Source organism: Chryseobacterium sp. T20 (genome assembly GCF_047345655.1).
GTDB lineage: Bacteria > Bacteroidota > Bacteroidia > Flavobacteriales > Weeksellaceae > Chryseobacterium.
On sequence record NZ_JBLFDU010000001.1, the window covers coordinates 1,033,574 to 1,056,520 of the forward strand.

General features: G+C 35.6%; 22 protein-coding genes and 1 riboswitch. Of the genes, 18 read left to right on the forward strand and 4 right to left on the reverse strand.

What is annotated here, in order from left to right:
- Positions 1-52: 52 nt before the first annotated feature.
- Positions 53-1,321, reverse strand: a complete 1,269-nt coding sequence (locus ACMA47_RS04550; protein WP_413928848.1) for an esterase-like activity of phytase family protein — start codon at positions 1,319-1,321, stop codon at positions 53-55.
- Between the two features lie 224 nt (positions 1,322-1,545).
- Positions 1,546-1,737, forward strand: a riboswitch (cobalamin riboswitch).
- Positions 1,738-1,799: 62 nt separating this feature from the next.
- On the opposite strand from ACMA47_RS04550, the gene ACMA47_RS04555 reads away from it, so the two are divergent.
- Positions 1,800-2,906 carry a T9SS type A sorting domain-containing protein gene (locus tag ACMA47_RS04555; protein WP_413928849.1) on the forward strand — a complete coding sequence of 369 codons (1,107 nt, stop codon included), beginning with the start codon at positions 1,800-1,802 and terminating at the stop codon, positions 2,904-2,906.
- A gap of 321 nt (positions 2,907-3,227) precedes the next feature.
- Here ACMA47_RS04555 and clpP read toward each other — a convergent pair whose 3' ends face one another.
- Positions 3,228-3,914, reverse strand: a complete 687-nt coding sequence (gene clpP / locus ACMA47_RS04560; RefSeq protein ID WP_027373257.1) for an ATP-dependent Clp endopeptidase proteolytic subunit ClpP — start codon at positions 3,912-3,914, stop codon at positions 3,228-3,230.
- Positions 3,915-4,025: 111 nt separating this feature from the next.
- The gene (gene dnaG, locus ACMA47_RS04565) at positions 4,026-6,014 is read right to left on the reverse strand and encodes a DNA primase (RefSeq protein ID WP_413928850.1); all 1,989 of its coding nucleotides are present in this window, start codon (positions 6,012-6,014) and stop codon (positions 4,026-4,028) included.
- Positions 6,015-6,288: 274 nt separating this feature from the next.
- On the opposite strand from dnaG, the gene tsaE reads away from it, so the two are divergent.
- From tsaE to ACMA47_RS04610, 9 genes are all read left to right on the forward strand, one after another.
- Positions 6,289-6,696 (forward strand): tRNA (adenosine(37)-N6)-threonylcarbamoyltransferase complex ATPase subunit type 1 TsaE, encoded by a 408-nt coding sequence (gene tsaE, locus ACMA47_RS04570; RefSeq protein WP_413928851.1) that lies wholly within the window; start codon positions 6,289-6,291, stop codon positions 6,694-6,696.
- Between the two features lie 67 nt (positions 6,697-6,763).
- The gene (locus ACMA47_RS04575) at positions 6,764-7,954 is read left to right on the forward strand and encodes an alanine dehydrogenase (protein WP_129037264.1); all 1,191 of its coding nucleotides are present in this window, start codon (positions 6,764-6,766) and stop codon (positions 7,952-7,954) included.
- The gene (locus ACMA47_RS04580; protein ID WP_413928852.1) at positions 7,954-8,325 is read left to right on the forward strand and encodes a hypothetical protein; all 372 of its coding nucleotides are present in this window, start codon (positions 7,954-7,956) and stop codon (positions 8,323-8,325) included. Before ACMA47_RS04575 ends, ACMA47_RS04580 begins: the two co-directional genes overlap by 1 nt.
- Before the next feature lie 16 nt (positions 8,326-8,341).
- Positions 8,342-9,115 carry a histidine kinase gene (locus tag ACMA47_RS04585; protein ID WP_114821221.1) on the forward strand — a complete coding sequence of 258 codons (774 nt, stop codon included), beginning with the start codon at positions 8,342-8,344 and terminating at the stop codon, positions 9,113-9,115.
- Complete coding sequence (locus tag ACMA47_RS04590; RefSeq protein WP_413928853.1) at positions 9,090-9,800, forward strand: LytR/AlgR family response regulator transcription factor; 711 nt, start codon at positions 9,090-9,092, stop codon at positions 9,798-9,800. The genes ACMA47_RS04585 and ACMA47_RS04590 overlap by 26 nt, the downstream gene beginning before the upstream one ends.
- A 110-nt stretch (positions 9,801-9,910) precedes the next feature.
- Positions 9,911-10,300, forward strand: coding sequence for a hypothetical protein (locus tag ACMA47_RS04595; protein WP_413928854.1), 390 nt, complete (start codon positions 9,911-9,913; stop codon positions 10,298-10,300).
- Between the two features lie 96 nt (positions 10,301-10,396).
- Positions 10,397-12,676, forward strand: coding sequence for a cation:proton antiporter (locus ACMA47_RS04600; protein WP_413928855.1), 2,280 nt, complete (start codon positions 10,397-10,399; stop codon positions 12,674-12,676).
- Positions 12,677-12,780: 104 nt separating this feature from the next.
- Complete coding sequence (locus ACMA47_RS04605; RefSeq protein WP_413928856.1) at positions 12,781-13,272, forward strand: hypothetical protein; 492 nt, start codon at positions 12,781-12,783, stop codon at positions 13,270-13,272.
- A gap of 42 nt (positions 13,273-13,314) precedes the next feature.
- Positions 13,315-13,839, forward strand: a complete 525-nt coding sequence (locus ACMA47_RS04610; RefSeq protein WP_413928857.1) for a hypothetical protein — start codon at positions 13,315-13,317, stop codon at positions 13,837-13,839.
- 6 nt (positions 13,840-13,845) lie between these two features.
- Here ACMA47_RS04610 and ACMA47_RS04615 read toward each other — a convergent pair whose 3' ends face one another.
- Positions 13,846-14,493, reverse strand: a complete 648-nt coding sequence (locus ACMA47_RS04615; protein ID WP_413928858.1) for a hypothetical protein — start codon at positions 14,491-14,493, stop codon at positions 13,846-13,848.
- Between the two features lie 414 nt (positions 14,494-14,907).
- Between ACMA47_RS04615 and ACMA47_RS04620 the strand changes: the two genes are divergently transcribed.
- The 8 genes from ACMA47_RS04620 to ACMA47_RS04655 are packed head-to-tail and all read left to right on the forward strand — an operon-like array spanning position 14,908 to position 22,761.
- Entirely contained in the window at positions 14,908-15,981 is a 1,074-nt protein-coding gene (locus ACMA47_RS04620) for a LysM peptidoglycan-binding domain-containing protein (protein ID WP_413928859.1), read from the forward strand.
- A 1-nt stretch (position 15,982) separates the two neighbouring features.
- Positions 15,983-16,834, forward strand: coding sequence for a DUF4280 and LysM peptidoglycan-binding domain-containing protein (locus ACMA47_RS04625; RefSeq protein WP_413928860.1), 852 nt, complete (start codon positions 15,983-15,985; stop codon positions 16,832-16,834).
- Between the two features lie 3 nt (positions 16,835-16,837).
- On the forward strand, positions 16,838-19,357 hold the full coding sequence (locus ACMA47_RS04630) for a M23 family metallopeptidase (protein WP_413928861.1): 2,520 nt from the start codon (positions 16,838-16,840) through the stop codon (positions 19,355-19,357).
- A 5-nt stretch (positions 19,358-19,362) separates the two neighbouring features.
- A complete protein-coding gene (locus tag ACMA47_RS04635) occupies positions 19,363-20,277 on the forward strand; it encodes a hypothetical protein (protein ID WP_413928862.1) in 915 nt (304 codons plus the stop codon).
- 28 nt (positions 20,278-20,305) lie between these two features.
- A complete protein-coding gene (locus ACMA47_RS04640) occupies positions 20,306-21,160 on the forward strand; it encodes a hypothetical protein (protein WP_413928863.1) in 855 nt (284 codons plus the stop codon).
- Complete coding sequence (locus ACMA47_RS04645) at positions 21,161-21,793, forward strand: hypothetical protein (protein WP_413928864.1); 633 nt, start codon at positions 21,161-21,163, stop codon at positions 21,791-21,793.
- 21 nt (positions 21,794-21,814) lie between these two features.
- On the forward strand, positions 21,815-22,288 hold the full coding sequence (locus tag ACMA47_RS04650; RefSeq protein ID WP_413928865.1) for a hypothetical protein: 474 nt from the start codon (positions 21,815-21,817) through the stop codon (positions 22,286-22,288).
- A gap of 38 nt (positions 22,289-22,326) precedes the next feature.
- Positions 22,327-22,761: a hypothetical protein gene (locus ACMA47_RS04655; RefSeq protein WP_413928866.1), complete on the forward strand. Its 435-nt coding sequence runs from the start codon at positions 22,327-22,329 to the stop codon at positions 22,759-22,761.
- Positions 22,762-22,947 lie beyond the last annotated feature (186 nt).

The following is a 22,947-nucleotide window of genomic DNA, read 5'->3' on the forward strand; positions in this document are numbered from 1 at the left end:
TAAAAAGCGGCGGAATCTTCGATTCCGCCGCTTTTTCGTTAAAAAAATCTAATTATTGAATATCGACTACATACATTGTTCCTTTGTCTACTTTACCCGTTTTAGGTAAAATTTTAGCTTTTGGATTTCCGTTTCCATCATCTACTACTCCAAAGTCATCATCATTGAAAACAGCCAGTTTATTATTTCCCAAATAAACAATTCCTTCAAATTTATCATGTTCATAGCCCAGTTTTGCAACCAGATCTACGGCTAATGTTTTGGTAACAGCTTTTATTCCGGCATTGGTAATTTCATCCCATGAACACTGCTCTAAAGCTTTCCCGTTAATTTTCATTCCGTCCACCGCTGTAATATCAGCTCCGTTCACATCCGTTGCATTGCTCAGATTGATTCTGTATACTCTTTTTATTCCTCCTTGAGATCCGAAATTTCCGTCTCTTTCAATCACCAGGAATTCATTATTGCTGATGGCTGTAATATCACACACCGAATCAGAAGCTCCACCATCCTGTTTGTATAAAAACTGCTTGGTTTGCCCTGTAATAATATCAAAAGTGACAATTCTCGTTAAAGTAGTATTGGTGGCCAATGCTTTACTAGGAACAAGCATCATGGATTGTATAGTACCTACCAATGTTCTTCCATCCGGAGTCATGCAAAGTCCTTCCATTCCTCTGTTGGCTCTTCTTTTTGCTAAAACAGCAGGCAGTTTTCTTGGTCCTGTATTTACGCCAACAGGGCTTATTCTCTCCATTTCTACTCCGTCTGCACTGTAATGTACGATGTGCGGACCATATTCATCAGAAACCCAGAATGTACCGTCAGCGGCAGCAACAATACTTTCGCTGTCAAGACCATACTGATCAGTACCTAAGACATTTCCGGAAGCATCGTAAGCTACTTCTCCGGTGCTTCCCATTCCTGCAGGGTTTGGAAGTCCCGTAATAGGTTGTCCGGATGGATTTTTAAGTTTAATATATTTGATGACCTCTACATTTCCATCTGCGTTGATTTTAAAATGCATAATGGTTGGAGTAAAATTAGGAGCAAGAAACTTTTTCCCGTTCTGGAAATCGGTATTAGGTCCTCGGTCTGTAATGACATAGAATTCTCCTTTTCTGGTAGGATGAGTGGCTGCTCCGGAACCAAAACCTCCGTTAATAACATCCACTCCGTTTATCGTAACCAGTTTTGTAAATGGAAATTCCTGAGGGAGTTTGGAATAATTAATATCCTGATTTATTATGGTTGTATCATCATCACTTTTACATGAAGCCAATACTGCCAGTATACCCACAGACCATAGTAATTTTTTCATATGCTATTTTATGGCTGCGAAAATAGAACTTGATTGTAAACTGATCTTGAATACAATGATAATTGTTTTTTAACAATAAAACAGACAGAATGCATTGAAGATAAATAATAAAAGAACCTATTTAAAAATGAAAAACCAACAATCCAGCCCAATCATTAATCAATTTGAAAATCAACTTTTTAAAGGAAAATAATTCACAAAACGGACTTATCAATTTATATGATATATTTGCAGCGTTTTAAGGCTGAACAATGTTCATTAATAGGGAATCAAGTGAGAATAATCTTCAAATCTTGAGCTGTACCCGCAACTGTAAACTGTTTAAACTTATGGCACAAAAACCACTGGATCTGAAAATCCGGGAAGGAAGCTGTAAGATGTGAGCCAGGAGACCTGCCTTAAAACACCAGATTCAGAGAAAAAGTTGTTTTTACTCTGAAGATAAGTTTCGGGAATAAAACTTTAAATTAATTATATCATGAGGAAAATCTATCTTTTTTTCTTACTGCTTTGCATGCAGGTATTGTCGGCCCAATTCACAGAAAACGACATTAAATTTTGGGTAGGAACAGGTTCTAAAAAAGCATATTTCATTGCAGACTTTAATGATGACAGCACCCCAAATTCTTATGCATGGGGATACCGTTTTGACGGTGATGGCCTGTTGATGGAAGATCTTATCAATGCAATTGTGGCAGCAGAATCCAACATGCAGGTTGACATTCCTACAGGATATCTTTCTATTCTGAATTATAATCATCACACATCCACTACTGATGACAGCTGGATAACATGGTCCGGATCCAGTTCATCAAACATGACATGGAACAATGGCGTGGGTTATACTCCTTTGGTGGACGGAAAATGGTATGGGGTTACCTACGGCCTTGATCATTACGATATTCCTCCTTCTCCTCCCGTTCCAGCCTACAGCTCTGCTTGGTTTACTCCGTCTCAGGTTACGAACTGGGTGGGAACCGGAACTAATAAAAGTCTTGTCGTTATTGATTTCGGAACTGATAATGCCAACGGAAATGCCAATTCTTTTGTCTTTGGAATCAAATATAACGGAAGCATAACCGCTGAACAGGCGTTACAACTGATCCAGTCTCAAGCTTCCTATTTTAATTTTGCATCAGCGAATAATCAGATTGCTACTCTATCATTGAATTCCTTTGCTGGAAATACTTCCGGATCAGACAGCTGGAAATTATATAAAGGAAAAGATCTATCAAGCTGGCAAACAAAAGCCAATCTTTCTCAGATTCAACTGAGCAACAATGACTGGTTTGGATTGGGTTTCGGGCAAAGAAGACCATTTACTCCAACCGAAGCACAGCTTACTTTAGGAATTTCTTCTGTTACAAAGAAAAAATTCAGTGTTTATCCAAATCCGACTAGTGACTTCATTCAGATTGAAACGGCTGAGAAACTGAAAGAAGTGAATATTTACTCTGTGACAGGACAGAAAATAATGACTTCTCAGGTTACTAAGATTGATATTCATTCTTTAAACACGGGAGTTTATTTTATCGAGATTAAAACAGCTGAAAGTGCTACGGTACATAAGATTGTTAAGAAATAGAGAAAGCGCCATGAGGCGCTTTTTTTGTGGGGATGGGTAAAATATACGTTGAAACCACCCCGTCAAAAATTCTTTGAATTTTTGCCACCCCTCCAGAGGAGGGGAATTCTTACGTCTTCAGTTGAAACTTTGATCGGGGTTGTAATTTTTCTCTAACATCTGTCCTTGAATCATTGTGCTGGATTCCTACGGAATGACAAACTGCATGGATAAACCATCATTCCAATTGTGTCATTCCTCAGGAATCTAAACATTTAAAAATATAACCCAACAAAAAAACCGCACCAGATTGGTGCGGTTTCCTGATGATGTTACCATCAATTATTTTTTCTCTGTAGATCTTTGTAAAACCTCATCTACCATTCCGTAACCTTTAGCTTCTTCAGAAGTCATCCAGTAATCTCTGTCAGAAGATTTTTCTACCCACTCATACGTTTGTCCTGAGTGATGACCGATGATTTCATAAAGTTCCTGCTTTAATTTCAACATCTCTCTCAAGTTGATTTCCATATCAGAAGCAACTCCCTGAGCACCTCCAGAAGGCTGGTGAATCATAACTCTTGAGTGCTTAAGTGCTGAACGTTTTCCTTTTTCTCCGGCAACCAATAATACAGCTCCCATTGAAGCAGCCATACCTGTACAGATTGTTGCTACGTCCGGCTTAATGATCTGCATGGTATCATAAATACCTAAACCTGCATATACACTTCCACCCGGAGAGTTGATATAGATCTGAATATCTTTTGAAGGATCAGCACTTTCCAAGAATAAAAGCTGAGCCGTAACAATGTTTGCTACCTGATCATCAATACCTGTTCCCAGGAAGATAATTCTATCCATCATCAGACGGGAGAAAACGTCCATTTGAGCAACGTTTAATCTTCTTTCTTCCATGATGTACGGAGTAAGATTCGTTGGGCCATACATTCCCATATACTGATCGGTAACCAAACCGTTGTTTCCTAAATGCTTTACAGAGAAATCTCTGAATTCTTTTTTAATGTCCATATTTTTATTATGTATTATTTTTTAACTATTCTCGAAGTTTAAATTACAATATTTATTCCTAAAATTTTATAGGACTTTTTGTCACAGAATACCAAAAAAACTGACTCTAAATTATCTTTTTCTATCCACATAAATTCCTTTGATAGGCGAATATTCTATGATAGTGCTCAATCGTATGGAAGCCTGCTTTAACAGGGTAATCTTTTTGATCAGCTCATAATATTTTACTTCATCCGTACTGCTGTACTGATCGAGCTCTTTAGCCGTTTCCTTGATCAGATAGTCAATATATCTGTATTTATGCAAAAGAACATCTCCCTTAATCTGATCTGCCACTTTATCACCATAATTGGGAGGATAAATATTTCTGGAAGCCCAGTTTTCAAGCTCATCCAACGGGATCAGAGCATCTACAACCTTAGTGGTAATTTCTTCGTCCATAAAAGATACAAAAAAGTTTCCACTTCTCAGCTCATCTTTCTGAATTCCCTCCCTCACCTGAGTGATAATGATTTCATTACCTTTAACTAAAAATACATACTGCTCTTCTTCAAAATGATGAAGAATTTCCTCAATTACTGTAATCTGATATTCTTCGCCCTGTTCATTTCTACGTTTCAGAATTATATCTCCAAATGCTAGCATGTGTTCAACAAGTTTGTTCTCCATGAACAATACATCATAAAGAAAAGGATCTTCTTTTTCCTGATCCAAAGGCACAACCTCCATTTTCGGAGCGGCTGTTTTCTCTTTCTGCTGTTGCTGAACATGATGCGTTTGATTCTGTGTGATCTGCTTCTGAACATCCAGTTCATTGAAAAGACTCTGCTCAGAAAGTCCAAATTTATTGGAAACTTCTTTAAGATAAACCTCTCTTTTCAGCGCATTCTGTACAAAGGAAACCGATTTTACAATATCCCTTATCGCTTCTGCCTTTTTGATAGGATCATTTCCGATATCTCTCAACAGAATTTCCGCCTTAAAGTCGATGAAATCCATCGCTTCATTTTCGATGTACTTTTCAACGTAATCCTGCGGATGTTTTCTGGCAAAGGAATCCGGGTCATCTCCATCAGGAAAAAGTAAAACACGGATATTCATTCCTTCTGTCAGAAGCATATCAATACTCCGGAAACTGGCTTTAATCCCGGCATTATCCCCGTCAAAAAGAATCGTTACGTTTTCTGTAAGCCTTTTAATCAGTTTGATCTGCTCTGTCGTCAGAGAAGTTCCGGAACTCGCCACCACATTTTCAATTCCGGACATATGAAGTGAAATCACGTCCATATATCCTTCCACCAAAAGACAGGCATTCTTCCTTGAAATAGCCTGCTTACTCTGGTTTAATCCATAAAGAACATTGGATTTATGATAGATCTCTGTTTCCGGTGAATTGAGATATTTTGCAGTTTTGACATTATTCTTCAGAATCCTTGCTCCAAATCCTAAAACCCTACCGGAAAAACTGTGAATAGGGAAAATAACCCTTTCTCTAAACCGGTCTACGCCTGCAGGAGTATTTTCAGGAAAAATAGAAAGTCCGGACTTTTCAAGAATGTCTTTGGTATATCCTTTTTCCAGGGCATAAGTCGTGAAAGCATTTTTCTTCTCCGGAGAATATCCCAGCTGGAATTTTTTAATGATATCATCCTTCAGCTCTCTTTCTTTGAAATAAGATAGACCTATGCTTCTGCCCTCCTGATCATCCCAAAGGATCTCCTGAAAATAAGTATTGGCAACCTCATGAATCTTATATAAAAGATCTTTTTCTGTCTGGGCGTTTTTTGCTTCTTCAGAAATTTCACGCTGATCTTCTTCAATTTCAATTCCGTACTTTTTGGCAGCGTGACGAAGCGCCTCAGGATAAGTAAAGTTCTCAATTTCCATAAGGAAAGAAATCGCCGTTCCTCCTTTTCCTGTGGAGAAATCCTTCCAGATCTGTTTGCTGGGTGAAACAACAAAACTCGGAGACTTTTCTTCATGAAACGGACTGAGTCCTTTATAGTTAGACCCTGCCCTTTTCAACTGCACGTATTCACCCACAATCTCTTCAACGCGGATTGTGGAGAATATCTTATCAATGGTCTGTTTGGAAATCATGCTGTAAAATTAAGTAATTTATGGAGAAGTTGGAAGAGTTTCGGAGTTTGAGAGTCGGAGGGTTTGAGAGTTAGAGGGTTTGAGAGTTAGAGGGTTTTAGGGTTAGAGAGTATTTTGAGGAAAGAGTTTCAAGATTCGATTTATCTAGTTTTGAGATTTGAAAGGGCTTATTTAGCATCCAACCTCCAGCTTCTAGCTTCCGGCCCATAATTTCTAATTTCTTCTCATTAAAAACTCATAAATCATTATTTTTGCAAAATAAATTTGGTATTATATGCAATTCACTATAGATAAAATCGAAGACTGGCAGGAAGTTGTTGACAGCATCATTCCTCAATTACAACATAATATTCTTTTATTAAAAGGAAATCTGGGAGCAGGCAAAACAACATTCACTCAATTTCTGCTTAAAAACATGGGCAGCAAGGATGAAGTCAACTCTCCTACCTATTCTATTGTGAATGAATATAATACAGAAAAGGGAAAAGTCTATCATTTTGATCTTTACCGCCTGAAAAACATTGAAGAAGTATATGATATCGGTATTGAAGAATATCTGGACAATTCTTTTTTATGCATCATCGAATGGCCGGAAGTGTATGAAGAGGATCTTTATGGCCTTAACTACCATACAATGAGCATAGTGAACACGGGTGAAAACAGAGAGATTTCATTCGAGTAAATATTATGTATCTTTGCTCATTAATTGAGTGTAAAAAACAATCTGTAAGACATAATTTAATTTAAGGATGAGTACAAATATTTTTACTCCTTTCACAGAAGAAGAATTAATGCCGAAAGAGGAAAAATTGGATGTTATAAAAAAAGGAAAACAGTTCAGTATTGGAATTCCTAAAGAAACCTGTCTCAACGAAAGGAGAACCTGCATCACTCCTGACGCCGTACAGGTGTTGGTAGAGCACGGCCATGAGATCATTATTGAAGCAGGGGCCGGAGAAGGTTCATTCTTTACAGATTTACAATATTCGGAATCTGGAGCGAAGATCACCAATGACCCTAAGGAAGCTTTCGGGCAGGATCTTATTCTGAAGGTGAATCCTCCTACAGAAGATGAAATTGAATACATGAAACCTAATACGTATCTGGTTTCAGCACTTCAGATCAATCTTAGAGACAAGGAATATTTTTTAAAGCTTGCAGAGAAAAAAATAAATGCCATCGCTTTTGAGTTTATCGTTGATGAATACAAGCAACTGGCTTTGGTAAGATTAGTCGGTGAAATTGCAGGAACCGTTTCTATTTTATACGCTTCAGAATTATTAGCTCTATCCAATGGATTAATGCTTGGAGGAATTACAGGAGTAAGACCTGCAGAAGTTGTAATCCTTGGAGCCGGAATTGTGGGTGAATTTGCTACAAAAGCAGCCATTGGTTTAGGAGCCAGTGTAAAGGTTTTTGATAACTCTTTATCAAAGCTTAGAAGGCTTCATACGATTGTAGACAGCCGTGTACCGACTTCTATTATTGATCCTAAAGAACTCAGCAAAAGTTTAAGACGTGCTGATGTAGTCATCGGAGCTCTTCCAAGATTAAACATGACGCCTATCGTTACTGAAGATATGGTCATGAAAATGAAAAAAGGCAGTGTCATCATTGATATCACAATAGACAATGGTAAAGTGATTGAAACTTCTGAATTAACAACCATGGAAGATCCTTACATCATCAAGCACGGTGTTATCCATTGCGGACTTCCGAACCTTACCTCAAGAATGCCGAGAACCACCACCAAGGCCATCTCGAATTTCTTCCTTTCCTATATTTTAAATTATGACGAAGAGGGCGGCTTTGAAAACATGCTGATCCGCAAAAACGAAATGAAGCAGAGCTTATATATGTACAAAGGAAGACATACCAAAAAGATCATCTGCGACCGTTTCGGACTTACGTACCACGATATCAATCTTTTAATTTTCTAATGAAGAAACTGAAATTTTATGCAATAGGCTTCGTTCCGGGGCTTTTGATCGTATTTTTTATTTTAAACAAAAAAGGGGCAAGCTGCAGCGGATATTTACCGAACAGCCGTGTGATTGCTGAAAGTCTTTCCAAAGAATTCAAATATTCTGAAGAGGCTAAAACTGCAATGACGACCTACAAGATTGATGAAAAATTTATAAAAGACAGCATCATTACCAACGGAAAAGTAGACTTCGACCGTAGCCATGCACAGAAAAAACCATGTCCGGATTATCTAATCACTTATCCTGAAAAAAATCCGTCTTACGAAATCACTTTTGAAAAATGTGAAGAAACCGTGACGGTAAACGGCCTTAAGAAACTTAAATAGTTTTCAAAAACAAGCTATGGACGGCAATTACTACATGATTCATGATTATCTGATATTCATCGGAGTTTTTGCCATTTTCCTGTTTCTGACAGTCAGCATTTATCTCTTCAGCCAGAATCAGAAGCTGAAACAGAGAAATACCAAACTAACAGAAACCAACAAACTTATTGAGCAGCGCCTGAATGAAGTTCGTCTGGAACATATCGGGACAAAGCTGAATCCACATTTGTTTAAAAACATTCTGAATTCGGTACAATCACATGCTTATCAGACCTATATGTCACTGGATAAGCTGGCCAATGTGCTGGATTATATTTTATACGAAAGCAACAATAAGTATGTAAGCCCGAAAGAAGAGCTTAGCTTTGCCTTAAGCCTTATTGAGATTAATAAAATCAAGATCAATCCACTTTTTGACTTCAGAATCAAATCAAAGATTAATAAATCGGATGCTTTGTATGAGGAAAAGGTATTTGCTCCGCTGATTTCTGTGGATCTTATTGAAAATGCTTTCAAACATACAGATTTCCTGGCTCAGGACTCTTTCATTTCCATTTATATGGAGCTTGAAGGTGGAATTTTCACTATGAAAGTCAGCAATAAAGCGTCTCTGAAAAATATTCTGGAAAAAGAGAAAAGTGGTTTTGGAAGCCAGTCTTTTGATCAGAGGCTTAAAATGATCTACAGTACCTATTATCAGCTGGAAAGAAGCTCAAAAAACGGAATCTTTACTGCAGAATTAAAAATCAATTTAGGAGAATTCTATGATAAAATGCGTTATTCTGGATGATGAATTACTGGCTATCAGTTATTTAAAACTTCTATGCGAGCAGATCGAGAATGTAGAAGTGGTAAAAGCATTCAATGATCCTAAAATTTTTCTGAACGAAATAGACAGCCTCGACTGTAATCTATGCATTCTGGATATAGAAATGCCGGGAATGACAGGCCTTCAGGTGGCTGAGATTATTTCAGGTTCTAAAAAAATCATCTTTACAACAGCTTATAAAGAATATGCTGCTGAAGCTTTCGATTTGAATGTGGTGGATTATGTAAGGAAACCCATCAAAAAAGAAAGACTGATCCAGGCCTTCGAAAAAGCTAAAGAGCTGGTAGAAAATACCCCTAAAAAAACTTTCATTGAGTGGAATACCAATATTGGAAAAACGGTTATATTCACAGAGCAGATTTCCTACATCAAAACCTCTGAAATTGATAGCAGAGACAAAGATATTATCCTCATTGACGGAACAACCATCGTATTAAAAAACCTGAATTTTAAGAATCTTCTGGAAATGCTTCCGGCAAAAGATTTTGCTCAGGTCAACAAAAAAGAGATTATTGCATTGTCTTCCATTAAGGTGTTTTCAACCAACGAAATTATCACGACCATCGCTACAGAAGATCACAATTTCCTGAAAGTTCAGATTGGAGATGCTTATAAAAACTCCCTGATGGAGCTCTTTGGAAAATAGACCTTTTTCAAATCTTTCCGGTTTCGTTACAGAATATAAACCCTTCATTACAACTCCCCTTTTTCAGTATTGAATCCCGTTAATTTTGTATAGAATTAATTGATTTTATAATGAAAAACTTTTTCTATGCTGCAGGACTTCTCCTATCCGGCTTGTGTTTTTCCCAGGAAACCTCTTCAAAACTGAAGGTCTCTTTTTTTGACGGAATAGCAGTAGCCGGATATGTAGATCATGGTGCTTACCTCAACTTTACAGGTCCAAATGTAAATCTCACCCATAAAAGCGTAAAACTCATTCTAGGAATGCTTCCTTCTCTGAGAATTAAAGAAGACCATTCTTCCGGAACTAAAAACAGTCCTATTATGCCTACGCTGGGAGCAGGTCTTACTGTGGTTTATAAAAAAATTGCCTTCCAGATTCCTGCCTACTATAACACTAAGACAGCAGATCAGAATGGGAACTGGAAAATAGGCTTCGGACTCGGCTATTCATTCAAATAGATTTTATTACATTTTTTAGAACATTCATTACATTTAAAAAAAAAGAGTATTTAACATAACTATATTCTTTTCAACTTTGCATAAAATATTGGAATCATGAATTTGGGGAAATACAAAAATTTAATTTTCTACATTACGACCATCACAGTCTTTTCCGCTCTGATGTATTATTTCATCATCGAAGGGCAGACGCTGGAAGTAAAAGAAAATATCGTTGCCAATACCAGCAGCGGCTCTACCTGGGAAAATTTCCTGGAATCCTTTAAAACCAATCTTCACCATCCACTTGCCTTATTATTGGCACAAATTGTCACCATCATCATGACAGCAAGACTTTTCGGATGGATTTGTATGAAAATAAAACAGCCTACCGTCATCGGAGAAATGATTGCAGGGATTGTACTAGGTCCATCGCTTGTGGGAATGTACTTTCCTGAGTTTTCAGCTTTTCTTTTTCCAAAAGAATCATTAGGTAACCTTCAGTTTCTGAGCCAGATAGGCCTTATCCTTTTCATGTATATCGTAGGAATGGAGCTGGATTTGAGCGTATTGAGAAAAAAAGCTCATGATGCCGTGGTCATCAGCCATGCGAGTATTATTATTCCTTTTGCTTTGGGAATCGGACTTTCTTATTTTGTGTATCAGGAATTTGCACCGGATGGTATCCAGTTTACCTCTTTTGCTTTATTCATAGCCATTTCTATGAGTATTACCGCATTTCCGGTACTGGCGAGAATTGTACAGGAGAGAAATCTTCAGAAAACCAAACTCGGAACGATTGTGATTACCTGTGCTGCGGCCGATGATATTACGGCATGGTGTATTCTTGCTGCTGTAATTGCGATTGTAAAAGCAGGTTCTTTCACAAGCTCCATCTATGTGATCATCATGGCAATCGCTTATGTATTTTTAATGATCAAAATTGTAAGACCATTCCTGAAAAGAATCGGAGATCTTCAGGCAGGAAAAAACACGATCAGCAAACCCATGGTCGCTATTTTCTTTCTGACGCTTATTTTGTCTGCATATGCTACTGAAGTAATCGGAATTCACGCTTTATTCGGAGCTTTTATGGCGGGTGCTATTATGCCTGAGAATACAAAATTCCGTACACTCTTCATTGATAAAGTAGAAGATGTGGCTTTGGTACTTCTACTTCCGTTGTTCTTTGTATTTACAGGACTTCGTACGCAGATCGGACTTCTGAATGACAGTCATTTATGGATGACAGCCGGATTTATTATTCTGACCGCCGTTCTCGGAAAATTTGCAGGAAGTGCATTGACAGCACGATTTGTAGGCATTAATTGGAAAGAAAGTTTAACAATAGGAGCTTTGATGAATACCAGAGGTCTTATGGAACTTATTGTACTGAACATCGGATATGATCTTGGAGTTTTAAGCCCTGAAATCTTTGCAATGCTTGTGATCATGGCCCTTTTCACCACTTTCATGACAGGTCCTGCGTTAGACTTCATTAATTTTATTTTTAAATCTAAAAAAAATCAGGAGGAGCCGACTCATGAAAACGATTCCAAATACCGGGTTCTCCTCTCTTTTGATAAACCGGAATCCGGAAGCACCTTGTTGAAACTTGCACACAACTTTACCCATAAAATGAACGGCAATAAAAGCATCACTGCCATGAATATTGCTCCGGTAGATGAGATGCATGCCTATGATATCAACGAATATGAAGATTCCCAGTTTCAGAACGTGATTGAAACTTCTCATGACCTTAATCTCGAAGTGACTACCCTCTTCAAAGCTTCTACGGATATCGAAAGCGATCTTACCAATATTACCAATAAAGGACATTATGACCTTCTGCTCATCATGCTTGGAAAATCAATGTATGAAGGAAGTTTATTAGGCCGTTTACTGGGCTTTACAACCAAAATTATTAATCCTGAAAAACTCCTGAATACGGTAAAAGGGAAAGGAAATATATTCAACAATTCTCCTTTTGACGATTTTACGCTTCAGATTCTGGATAAAACCAATATTCCTGTAGGAATTTTGGTGGAAAAAGACTTTAAAGCAGCCGATAAAGTATTTGTTCCGATCTTTAATCTGAGTGATTTCTACCTTCTTGAATATGCTAAAAGACTGATCAATAACAATAATTCTCAGATTATCATTCTGGATGCCGCAGGACAGATCCGAAATAATATTGAAGTAAAAGAACTGATCAGAAGCATTGAACAGGTAGCTCCAAACCACATCACTCTGTACAATGAGAAAAAGATTGAAAAAGATTTTCTGGGTTCTCAGGATCTGATGCTGATCAGCAGCAAAAGCTGGAAAAATCTGATTGATACAAAGAGTCTTTGGCTGTCTGATATCCCTTCAACACTAATAATATCAAATCCATAACATAAAATAACACACCGATATTTCTATTTCTATTGAAGCTGTAAATATTATTCGTTGTCTGTAAAGAAAAAACGGGTATATTTATAGCTTCAATTTTTTGGGACATGCTGATTAACAGTGAAAATGGAGTTATAGAGCTGGAAGACTTTGCTACCACACTTTATAAAGGAATGAGTCTTGATCAGCTGAAACAGTCTGATTTCTATAAAGAAAAGTATCATACGATGTGGGATGTGAAAACCGGATATTTTTGGTACTATTTTAAGAGTATAGAAATAACAGGCTATCAGGTATCTTTCAGTCTGTGCTTTTTCGGAGATCAGCTGGATAGTATCCATATGAACACCTGGGAAAAGGCTGATGCAAAAGACTGGAATGAATGGACAGAGGAAAAAGAAATGAACGTTTTCCACCGGAATAATACTTTTCTGACCAAGGTTCTTGAAATGCTACCCACCCAAAAAAAGAAAACACCTTACCCAAGCTGCACCTTCAAATTTCTCTGGGGAAATGTATGGTCGGTCTACGATCCGCGAAGTGCCAGCAGCTTTATGGGAATCAGTTTTAATGAAGAGGAAAAAACAAATAAAAAATAACTTATAACCAAAGAATAAGATAATACTATGTGCCGATACTCCATGATGGTTTATAAAGGTCATTATGCCTGTTTCAACTGCCAGAAAACTTTCAAACGCCGCCACCTGAAGGACGTGGATCGGGATGCTCAGGTCTCTGTAGAAGCCAAGTGCCCGGAATGTGGAAGTCTGATGGCTAATATGGGACTTGATTTTAAGTCACCGGCAAAAAATGACGATAAACAATGGGCGCACATCAAAGATCTGTATACGGTTGGAATCACTTTTCATTCATGTGGATGTTCCGGTCCCGGATATATCCCTCAGGATCGAAAAGCTATTATTAATTATCTGGAAAAAATCCGCTCAGAATATATGCACGCATTAGTATTCTGGAGATACCGCATAGAACCCGAAAATAAAAAAGAACGCGAGCTGGATTATCAAAAAAACAGAGGCCATCTATGGACGGTCAATCGTAATGCTTTTAAGGAAACAGTGAGCAATCAGGAAGGAATCAATTATTGGCTTAAAAGAATTAATGAAGTGGAAGAAAGACTCAATATTATCAAAGCCGATAAACCATAATACTCCTTAATTCACAAGCTTCAGAAGCCTTTTAAAATCTTCTTTGATCTTTTCCTCCTGCTCAGCGGGATAATTTGCACTGATACCAGATCCATGTAAGTCATTATTGCTGATCAGAATTATACTTCCGTTTTCAAAATAATTCCGGGTCATTGTAATTTTTGATTTTTTCAAATCAAAGGCTTCCGTATCGTTATTTTCTTTCATTGCTTTCGTATCATAGAAAAGCGGTCGGTTATACCTGTACTCTTTCTCGAAAACAAAAGAAAGCTGTCCGTTCATAAGATAATATTCTATCAGCATTTGTCCCATTTCTCCATAATGTCTGGCAATAACTTTTTCCAGCCTTTTATCTGTATAATAAAATGTGGCCTCCCCACCTTCTGCAGATTCTCCTTCAATATCCTTCTTTTTAACAGAAGTCCATTTTGTCATGGAATTGATACTTTTAAAATTAGCCTGAATAGGTTTTATCCTATTTTTTAAACTCTTGCTGCCTGTAGAATCTTTCTCGTTAAATGTTTCCCCAATCTTTACAGTATCCTGTGCTTTAGTGGTGAAAAAAACAGACGCTTGATCACCGGACTTCTGAGCATGTACAAAACCCCAACTGATTAATATTATGAAAACTCCGTGTAAGAATTTATTCTTCATATTGGCTTTTTTATAGCTTTAAAATTAATAATAACTTTTGGTTGTTTTGTATATCATGAAACCACAAAAGTCACAAAAGTTTCTTATTTGCTTGTTTTAAGTTACAACTAACTGTTTTTAAAGTTCACAAGCTTTGAAAAACCTTATAGGAGCTAAGATTCCTACGGAATGACACAATTGGAGTGTTTGTCTTACCATACAGTTTGTCATTCCGTAAGAATTCATCCACCTTAAACCAACAAGAAAAGCATGAACAAAAACTCCAATCCTGACTAGAATCACAACTGAAGACGTAAAATTCCCATCCTTTTGAGGGATGGCAAAAATTCAAAGAATTTTTGACGGGGTGGTTTTCTGTACACCATCAATCTCATGTCGTAATTCTACGACAATTTTTAAAATTTAACCTCAAAAATGAATTTCCAATATAGTTTTTTAATAGCTTTATCAGATAATTCACTTTGGATGGAAATTGATTTCTTACAATATCAGGTACGGAATGGAGACACGCTGACCTCTATCGCTTCCCGGCTGGGCATGACCAGTGAGGAACTGAAGTTGTTTCACAATTCCCATTGCCAAAAGATGGATAAGGTTTGGTTTGAAAGCCTTAATGATGTTAAAAAGATCTTTGTTCCTACAAATTTTAAAACCAAAGCAGAAAAAGAGCAAGAAAGAAAAAATGCTTTTCCTTCTCAGTGGTCTGATTCTTTTTGGGCTAAAAGATATACAGTAAACGAAACTTTTGAAACGCCGTATGAACCTTCAGTTAACATCATTTACACTATTGAGCTCAATCTCAGTAAAGACAAAAATACAGGTCGGCATATCCTTAATTATCTTCAAAGCGATTTTAAATCCGGCGGAAATACACCTGATGATAAGGTAAGCAGCCTTTCCATTGCCTGTATGCAAAGCATTATGCCTCTTGAATTTGTGATCAATGAACAAGGCAAAATCACAGGGTTTGTAGACCATAAGAAAATGACAAACACTTTTTTCAAACAACGTAAAGAACTTGAGGAGTTTTATATAGGTGAAATTTTTCAAAACTATATGAATACGTTTGAAAGAAATATCAATGATGAAATGTTTTTATTAAAGCAGTTTCAGAGTACGCTCCTATTTCAGACCCTATTTCCAACGATAGGTTGGTTTCAGAAGAAGACAAAATGGAAAGAATCTTTCTATTTAGTACAGAACTCTTTTCCGGTACAATGTGAAATCAATATTGAACAGGAAAATGAAGATAAGGACTCTGTTTTGACTGTTTTAAAAGGTAAAATCACTGAATTATGTACTTCGCAGGAAATCATGCGAGGCATTAAACTTCAGGAATCCACGTCTGAACTAGCATCCGGAAACATTTTATTAGAATACACCACACACACTAAAAATAAGAATCTTCTTCAGGCAAAAGCATCTGTTTTGCTCAGTCATGAAGATGAATTTATTCACCAACATCACATCAATATAACACAAGGATAATATGAAAAATTATGTCACACAGAAAGGCGATACGTTCAGTTCACTGGCCCGGCAGTTTAATCTGAAAAATGAGGGCATTTTAAAAACGTATCACAATCTCCACTGTCCTCAGGAAGATGTAATGCAGGAACCTGTTCCTGGAAAAACCATTTTAATTCCGGAAGATCCTCAGCTTATGGCTGAAGAGACAGAACCTCAAAATACCTCCACTTCTCCACAACAGGAATCAGCAGAAGAAATGTCCACAAGTGAAGAAAACACTACAGAAGAACAGCCTGAAGGCGGAGAACAGACATCTGAAAATGCAGAACAACAATCTGATAAAGAGGAAAAAAAAGATAAAAAAGAAGACAGTGGATCCAGCCCTCACGAAGGAAAATATTTCATTGTGCAGAAAGGAACCGTGCAATGCAATCAGGGATTTAAATTTCCAAAATTTAAAGTAACCAGCCACCAGAAACACTACTGGAATGATGAGGAAGGACAGGCAGACTATCTCGCTGTAACGGAAGATGACCTTCAGCTTGATCCTGCGGCACAACCATTCGGACAATGTAAACTTAAACCTACTTCCGGAGGATATCTTCCCTGTGTTTACGCTCCTGCCGGGAAATGGCAGAAAACGTATGAAAAAGTAAAAGTCCTGGGAAAAAGTTGTCTTACAGAAATCTCAGAACTGATGTGCAGCACAGGAGGAAAAATCACCATTCTCAAGCACGGACAGCAAAGTGAGGCAGGCAAAAGCCATGTGGGAAAAGCAAATACCCAGGAACAGCAGGTTTATAATCCCGTTGTGGATTTTGATGAATTCAAGGAAGATACAAAAGGTACAGACGAACTTTATTACAGCTAAACCATGACAGGAAATATTATCGGGAATCAGAATCCTCTGGTAGGAACCACCTACTCCTACGAAGTAAAACCTTCCATTCTCTCCCTCGGATTGAAAGGTGATTACGAATGGTATCTTTATAAGAAACAAAAGAACGGAAGCTGGAAAGACATTACCAGCCAGCCTAAAAAAGGCGAAAAAGTAACCTACAAATTTGGAGAAATAGCGCTGGGAATAGAATTTCAAATGAAAGTCTATGAAACTAAAAAAGGTATTTTACCGGGACTTCCCACAACTAAAGATCTGGTTGCCAGCATCATATTAATACCTACCAGTAACAAAGTTTCAAAAATAGATAAAGTAGTGCTCTTCAACAGAGGAGGAGCAAACGTTAATAAAGCCAGTTATCGGGATACTCTCATTGCTCAGGCTCACTGCATCGCCATGTTTAATAAGGAAATAGAATTCCATCTTTGGGAGGATGATGCGCCTGGAAAAGGTCATGACCCTGTTATCAATAAAAACAACCGTCATACCCGCAGCTACAAAGCCCGGGTTAATGAAAAAGGGATTGCAGAAGTACAAATACCTTTGATGTCTGATGAAAAAATCCTTCGCCAGATGGCCAATCAGTTTATGATGAGAGGTGATAAAAGTGAAGGAGCCAATCATGAGTATTATGTTACCGCCACTTATTCAGGGAAAATCCAGGGAGCCAGCCAGGTGAATGTAGATGTGGCCAATCCGGATTATAAAGGACAGCCCCAAAACCAGCCCAAACCTAAGCCGCAACCTGAGAAACACACTCCAAAATTCCCGGCCGGACAAGGAGGAGCTCCCAAGCAGCCAGATCCTAAAGGCAATATTATAGAAGCTGTTTTCATTGATGATACAGGAAAAGAACTTTCTAAAGTTGCTGTAGGAGATAAAGTAAGGGTCAGGATTCACTCCAAAAATATGGTTGGAAAACATATCCAATATGTCATCTGGGAATATGATACCACTTCCAATGATGAAGTTTACAGAAGCGGAAACATTAAAATTCCTGCCGATGTATGTGATACTTCAGGATTTATTATTACTAAAGATATTTTTGGAAAAGGAATAGACTCCCGTATCGGTGATCCGGATTCCGATAAACAAAACTATTTCATTGAAATTATCTCCAAGGATCTCTCTGCAGAATCTCAGAAATTTGGGGTAAATTCGGAAGGACTGATGGAAGTGGAGAAAGTGAAGAGTGCGGCGGGGGTGCAGAAGACACAAAAACCAGATAAACCAGGAAGTTGTATATGTCAGGAACAATACAAAGACTTAATATGGGGTGAAAAAGTAAGTTGTGAGTTTAGAAAGAAAGTAGTGCAAATATGTGCTGAATTATGGGGTGAAAGTAGAAAAATGGATATGGCCAATGGTTTAATGGCCGTTATGAATGTTGAAACAGCAAGTTCATTCAAAGCACACCAAATAATGGGTCAAACTTTAAAGAATGTCAAGGCTGTAACAAAAGACGATTTCTGGCTTATTCAAAAAGATAAAAAAACAGGGAAAGAAGTTCGTACTTCACGAGCAGTAGGGTTAATTCAATTTACTCAATCTGCATTACAAGCAATTGGAGAATTTAAATCTGGTAGTGGATTTGATAAATTACATGAAGTAAAATTACGTTTTGCAACAATGGGAGAAATTAAACAACTTGATTATGTTAAAAAATATTTTGAACCTTCAAAAAATAAAATTAAAACCCCAGAAGACATTTATTTACATGTATTTGCTCCTAAAGGTGTAAACCAATCAGATAATTATGTTTTATATGAGAAAGGGACTATTGAATACACTCAAAATGAAAGTGTTGATAAAAAAAGTAAAGGAACAAATAAAGGAGATGGTAAGATTCAACGTTCAGAAATTTTAGAAAGATATCATGATAGTTATAGCGATGGAATTACTAATAAAACACAAAAATTTAATTGTAATAATTCTCCTGAAACACCAGATGTAAAGCAATCATCAAAGTGCCCAGAAGATTGTTCACAATGCTTTGAATATGCTGACGTAATAGACAATCCTAAATTAAATGATCAAAGTAACAATGTAAATAAAAATAGATTCCACAGAACTCCTCGGTACAATAACAAACATCCAAAAGGCTACTATCATACAGGTACGGATATCTTAGCACAATTAGACAAAGAATTAAAATCACTGCTGTGTGGAGAAGTCGTAGAAGCTCTTGACACAAAAGGTGATTTAGGAAAAATAGTTACTATTAAATCAAAAGATAAAAATGGTAAATTTATTTGGATAAGATATTGCCACTTAAACTCATTTTCTGTATCAAAAGGACAGAAAATAAAACATGGAAAAGTTTTTGGTAAATCGGGTAATACTGGTAATGCAAAAGATATTTTACCTCAGTATTATCATGTTCACATTGAAGCATCAACTGACGGAGTTTTCTATGGAGGATCTACACGTGTAGATCCAGAACAATTTATGAAAACAAAATTTGATGAAACTATAAAAGGAAATCATATTAAATAATAAACATGAATAAAATATTTTTTATAATCATTGCAATTGTCACTTTACAAAGTTGTAATGGACAAGAAAAAAATAAAAGTCAAAATTCTAAAACGACTGAAATTATAGTTCAAGATCACAACACTATCAATTTTCTAGATGCAAAATTCCAAGCAACTGGTTTTTTCATTCCAGACATCTCCAATCCTTACCCAACATACACCTATTCAGATAAAAAAATGGGTGTTCTTAGTGTAGACTTTATTGGAAAAAGGGATGAAACTCAATATTTTTGGAATCCCAATAATTCAAAAGGTTATTTTTCAAAATCTACTAACCCTGAAAATGACTCCCAAAATTCAAAAGCAATAAAAAAACTTATTAAAGAAAATGATTACTATATAGTTGCCACTTATTTACCTAGTAAATTTATTACCTATACAGGGGGGGAAGATGGAGAATTTGAACCAAAACAAAATGCAAAAACAACATTTTACTTATATGAAGACAGAAAATGGAAACAAATAGGAGAAATAGAAACTTTAAAGATTCCAGAAGATCTTTTAGCTTTTGAAACCAATCTTATTCAGAAAGAGCTTTTTAAAAATCTTAAAAACAATTCATCAACTTATGATGGTACTCATTCTATTTCAGTAGAAACAGAAGCAACCACAACAGGTATGGCTTCTATTTCATATAAATTTGACATAAAAAAAAATAATGCAATCTTATCACTAAATACATATAAAGAGTCCAACCTTTGTGAAGGTAAATATATAGGGATCGAAAAAGACAATCAATTAGAAATCTATTATAGTGGTGATCAATTAAATTGTGTAAGTATTGATCCAAAATTTCTAATTAAAAAAGATAAAACTCAATTTTACATAAAAGGAATAGGAGGAGAAGCTACTAATAATGAGTGGATAATGATGCAATAAGCCCTGATGACACAATCAAAGAAACCAAATGATGAAAAACTTTTTAATTTTATTACCCCTCATATTTTTCTTTTACAGTTGCAAAGGCCAAGATAAGGATGAAAAAAAGAGAATAGAAACAAAAGTTTACGTTGCAAACTGTAAAGGTGAATATTCTACAAAAGAAAAATTAACTGAAAGAGATAAAGCATGGTCTCTTAATAGTAATGATATTGAAAAAATCATGAATTTATCAGTTCCTATTACTGATGAAGAGTGGCATTTTTCATACCCAATTACACCATGTAATATTGATATAAAAGGCTATTCATATAGAGGAAAAAAATATGATTTACAGATTAATGGGGGTTCATACATTTCTTTTTTTGATGGAAAAAAAACACAAATTCTAGGATGTGAGCTACCGGAATGTAAAAAATATTTTCTAAAACCTAAAGAAAATATGAATGAAGAAGATATCCCTCCTTCTTCTAATTCAAAATCTGCACAAAATAAAAACTATAGTGTTAACTTTAATAAAAGTGACAAAAATGATCTCATTCTTATAGAAAAAAACACAAATGACTATACTTTAAAAGCGAAAACTGATAATAAAGTATTTTTCACCAAAAATATTAGCTGTGATTTTATAGAAATAGATACTACTACAAAAAACAAACAAGCTTTCAATTTAATTTTAGGCTACACTGATCAATATCAAAATACATCTCGGAAAATTGTTATACCCGTTTTTTTCAAGAATAATGATTTATTTATTGAAAAATTATTCATTGCCACTTTGGGAACTAGTGCAAAAACAGGTGAAGAAGAATGGATGCAAAAAGAGATTTCTGAAAAAACATCTCTTAAACAACTTGATTTGGATAAAATCCTATCAGAATAAATGAAAAAAATATTTCTATTATTACCTCTTATATTTTTCTTTTCAAGCTGTAAAGAGAATAATGTGAAGGCTATTGACACCATTGAATCACAATATGAAACACCATACTTTGATGATGATAATATTAAAGATAAAGCTGTAATTAAGGCAAAACAAAATACGGAGCGATCTAGTTTTATACTATCAATCGACTTATCTTCATTAAACAAAACGGTTGAAATTCCCATATTAAACAATAGTATTCTATATAACAATACTGAAGCAGATTATTATTTAAGTGATCCTATTATTAATAATAAAATTATTACCATTAGAGTAGATTATGCAGACCAAGTTACAAAGCCTAATATTTCCGGCGAGAAAAAAAATGTAATTGAAAAAATGAAGTTTAGATTTGATAATAAGAACAAAAAAATACAGGTTATCGGATATGATTTAAGCTATAAAAAAGGTAAAAAAAATTATTCAAAATCATTTAATTTTATTACCGGAAAATTTTATTCTACATCATCTTTTGATGGTAAAAAAGAAGAAGCATCCGGTTGGGCTTCAGAGCTTCAAAACATATACATAGAGAATTTGAGCGGTGATTTTTTCAATAAACTTTTATTACATGGAAATGAAATTGATTAAAAATTTATAAATAAAAACACAATGATGAAAAACTTTTTAATTTCACTATCGCTCATATTTCTATCATACTCATGTGAACAGAAGAGAGAAGAAAAAAAGGACACCCTTAATAATCAAATTCTTGAATCTGATTTACAAAAAATTACCGGAAGTATTTCGTCATCCAAACAACAGATTTCAATCCCAACAGGAGAATATTTTGCAACCAACGAGAAGTTGGATGATTATGGAGTTTCATTGAAAATTGAGAAAGATTCTATTATCTATACAGAATCTGGAAATATGGGGAAAATGTATAATCAATACCTGCTTAAACAAGTTAAGACTATTGATGGAAAAATATTTTTAAAATATTCAGAGGTAATTAATGGATATACTGGTGATGCAGATAAACTACTTTATTTTGGTATTCTTCAATATGATAAAGGTAAATTACTGTTTGAGAGTGAATACACAGAAAAAAAGTATGGATTAAAAAATGTAATATTTAAATAATTATTACAATCTATCTTATTTAGAAATAAACACTAATAATGAAAAATATTTTAACTTTAATATTACTCTCATTTATCGTTTATAGTTGTGAAAAGAAAATTGAAGATTCAAAACATAAGATTTCGACTCAAAATATTTCTAATGTAACAAAAACCAATATTAATTTCTGGAAAGGAAAATATCATTTTGAAGCATCAAATAGAGATGACGCAAAAACTGTTTTTAACATCACAATAAATTCTCTTGAAGATATTTCTATAGATGTTACTGAAGAAGGAACAACAAATAAATATTCTAAATTAAAGGCTGAGGAAGTTAATCATCAAAAAATAAAAATAAAGTATGATAATTCTTCTGAAGATATGGGAACTATTTATATTGAAAAATCTGATAACAGCTACTTTATTTCAGGAAACCCAATATACTTTATAAATCCTGGAAATAATGAAATGCCTTTACAGAAGTTGAAATAATAAGATGCTAGAACTGGTGTAGCAATACATAACCCTAAAAACCAACTCCACAAAACCAATTCACCCCATCTATATATAATTTAGAAAAGAAATTTCGTTTCATTTAAAAAATATTTTTACCTTTGCTACGTGAATTTTAACAACGGAACATATTATTATAGAATTTTTACCTCAGCTCTGGGATAG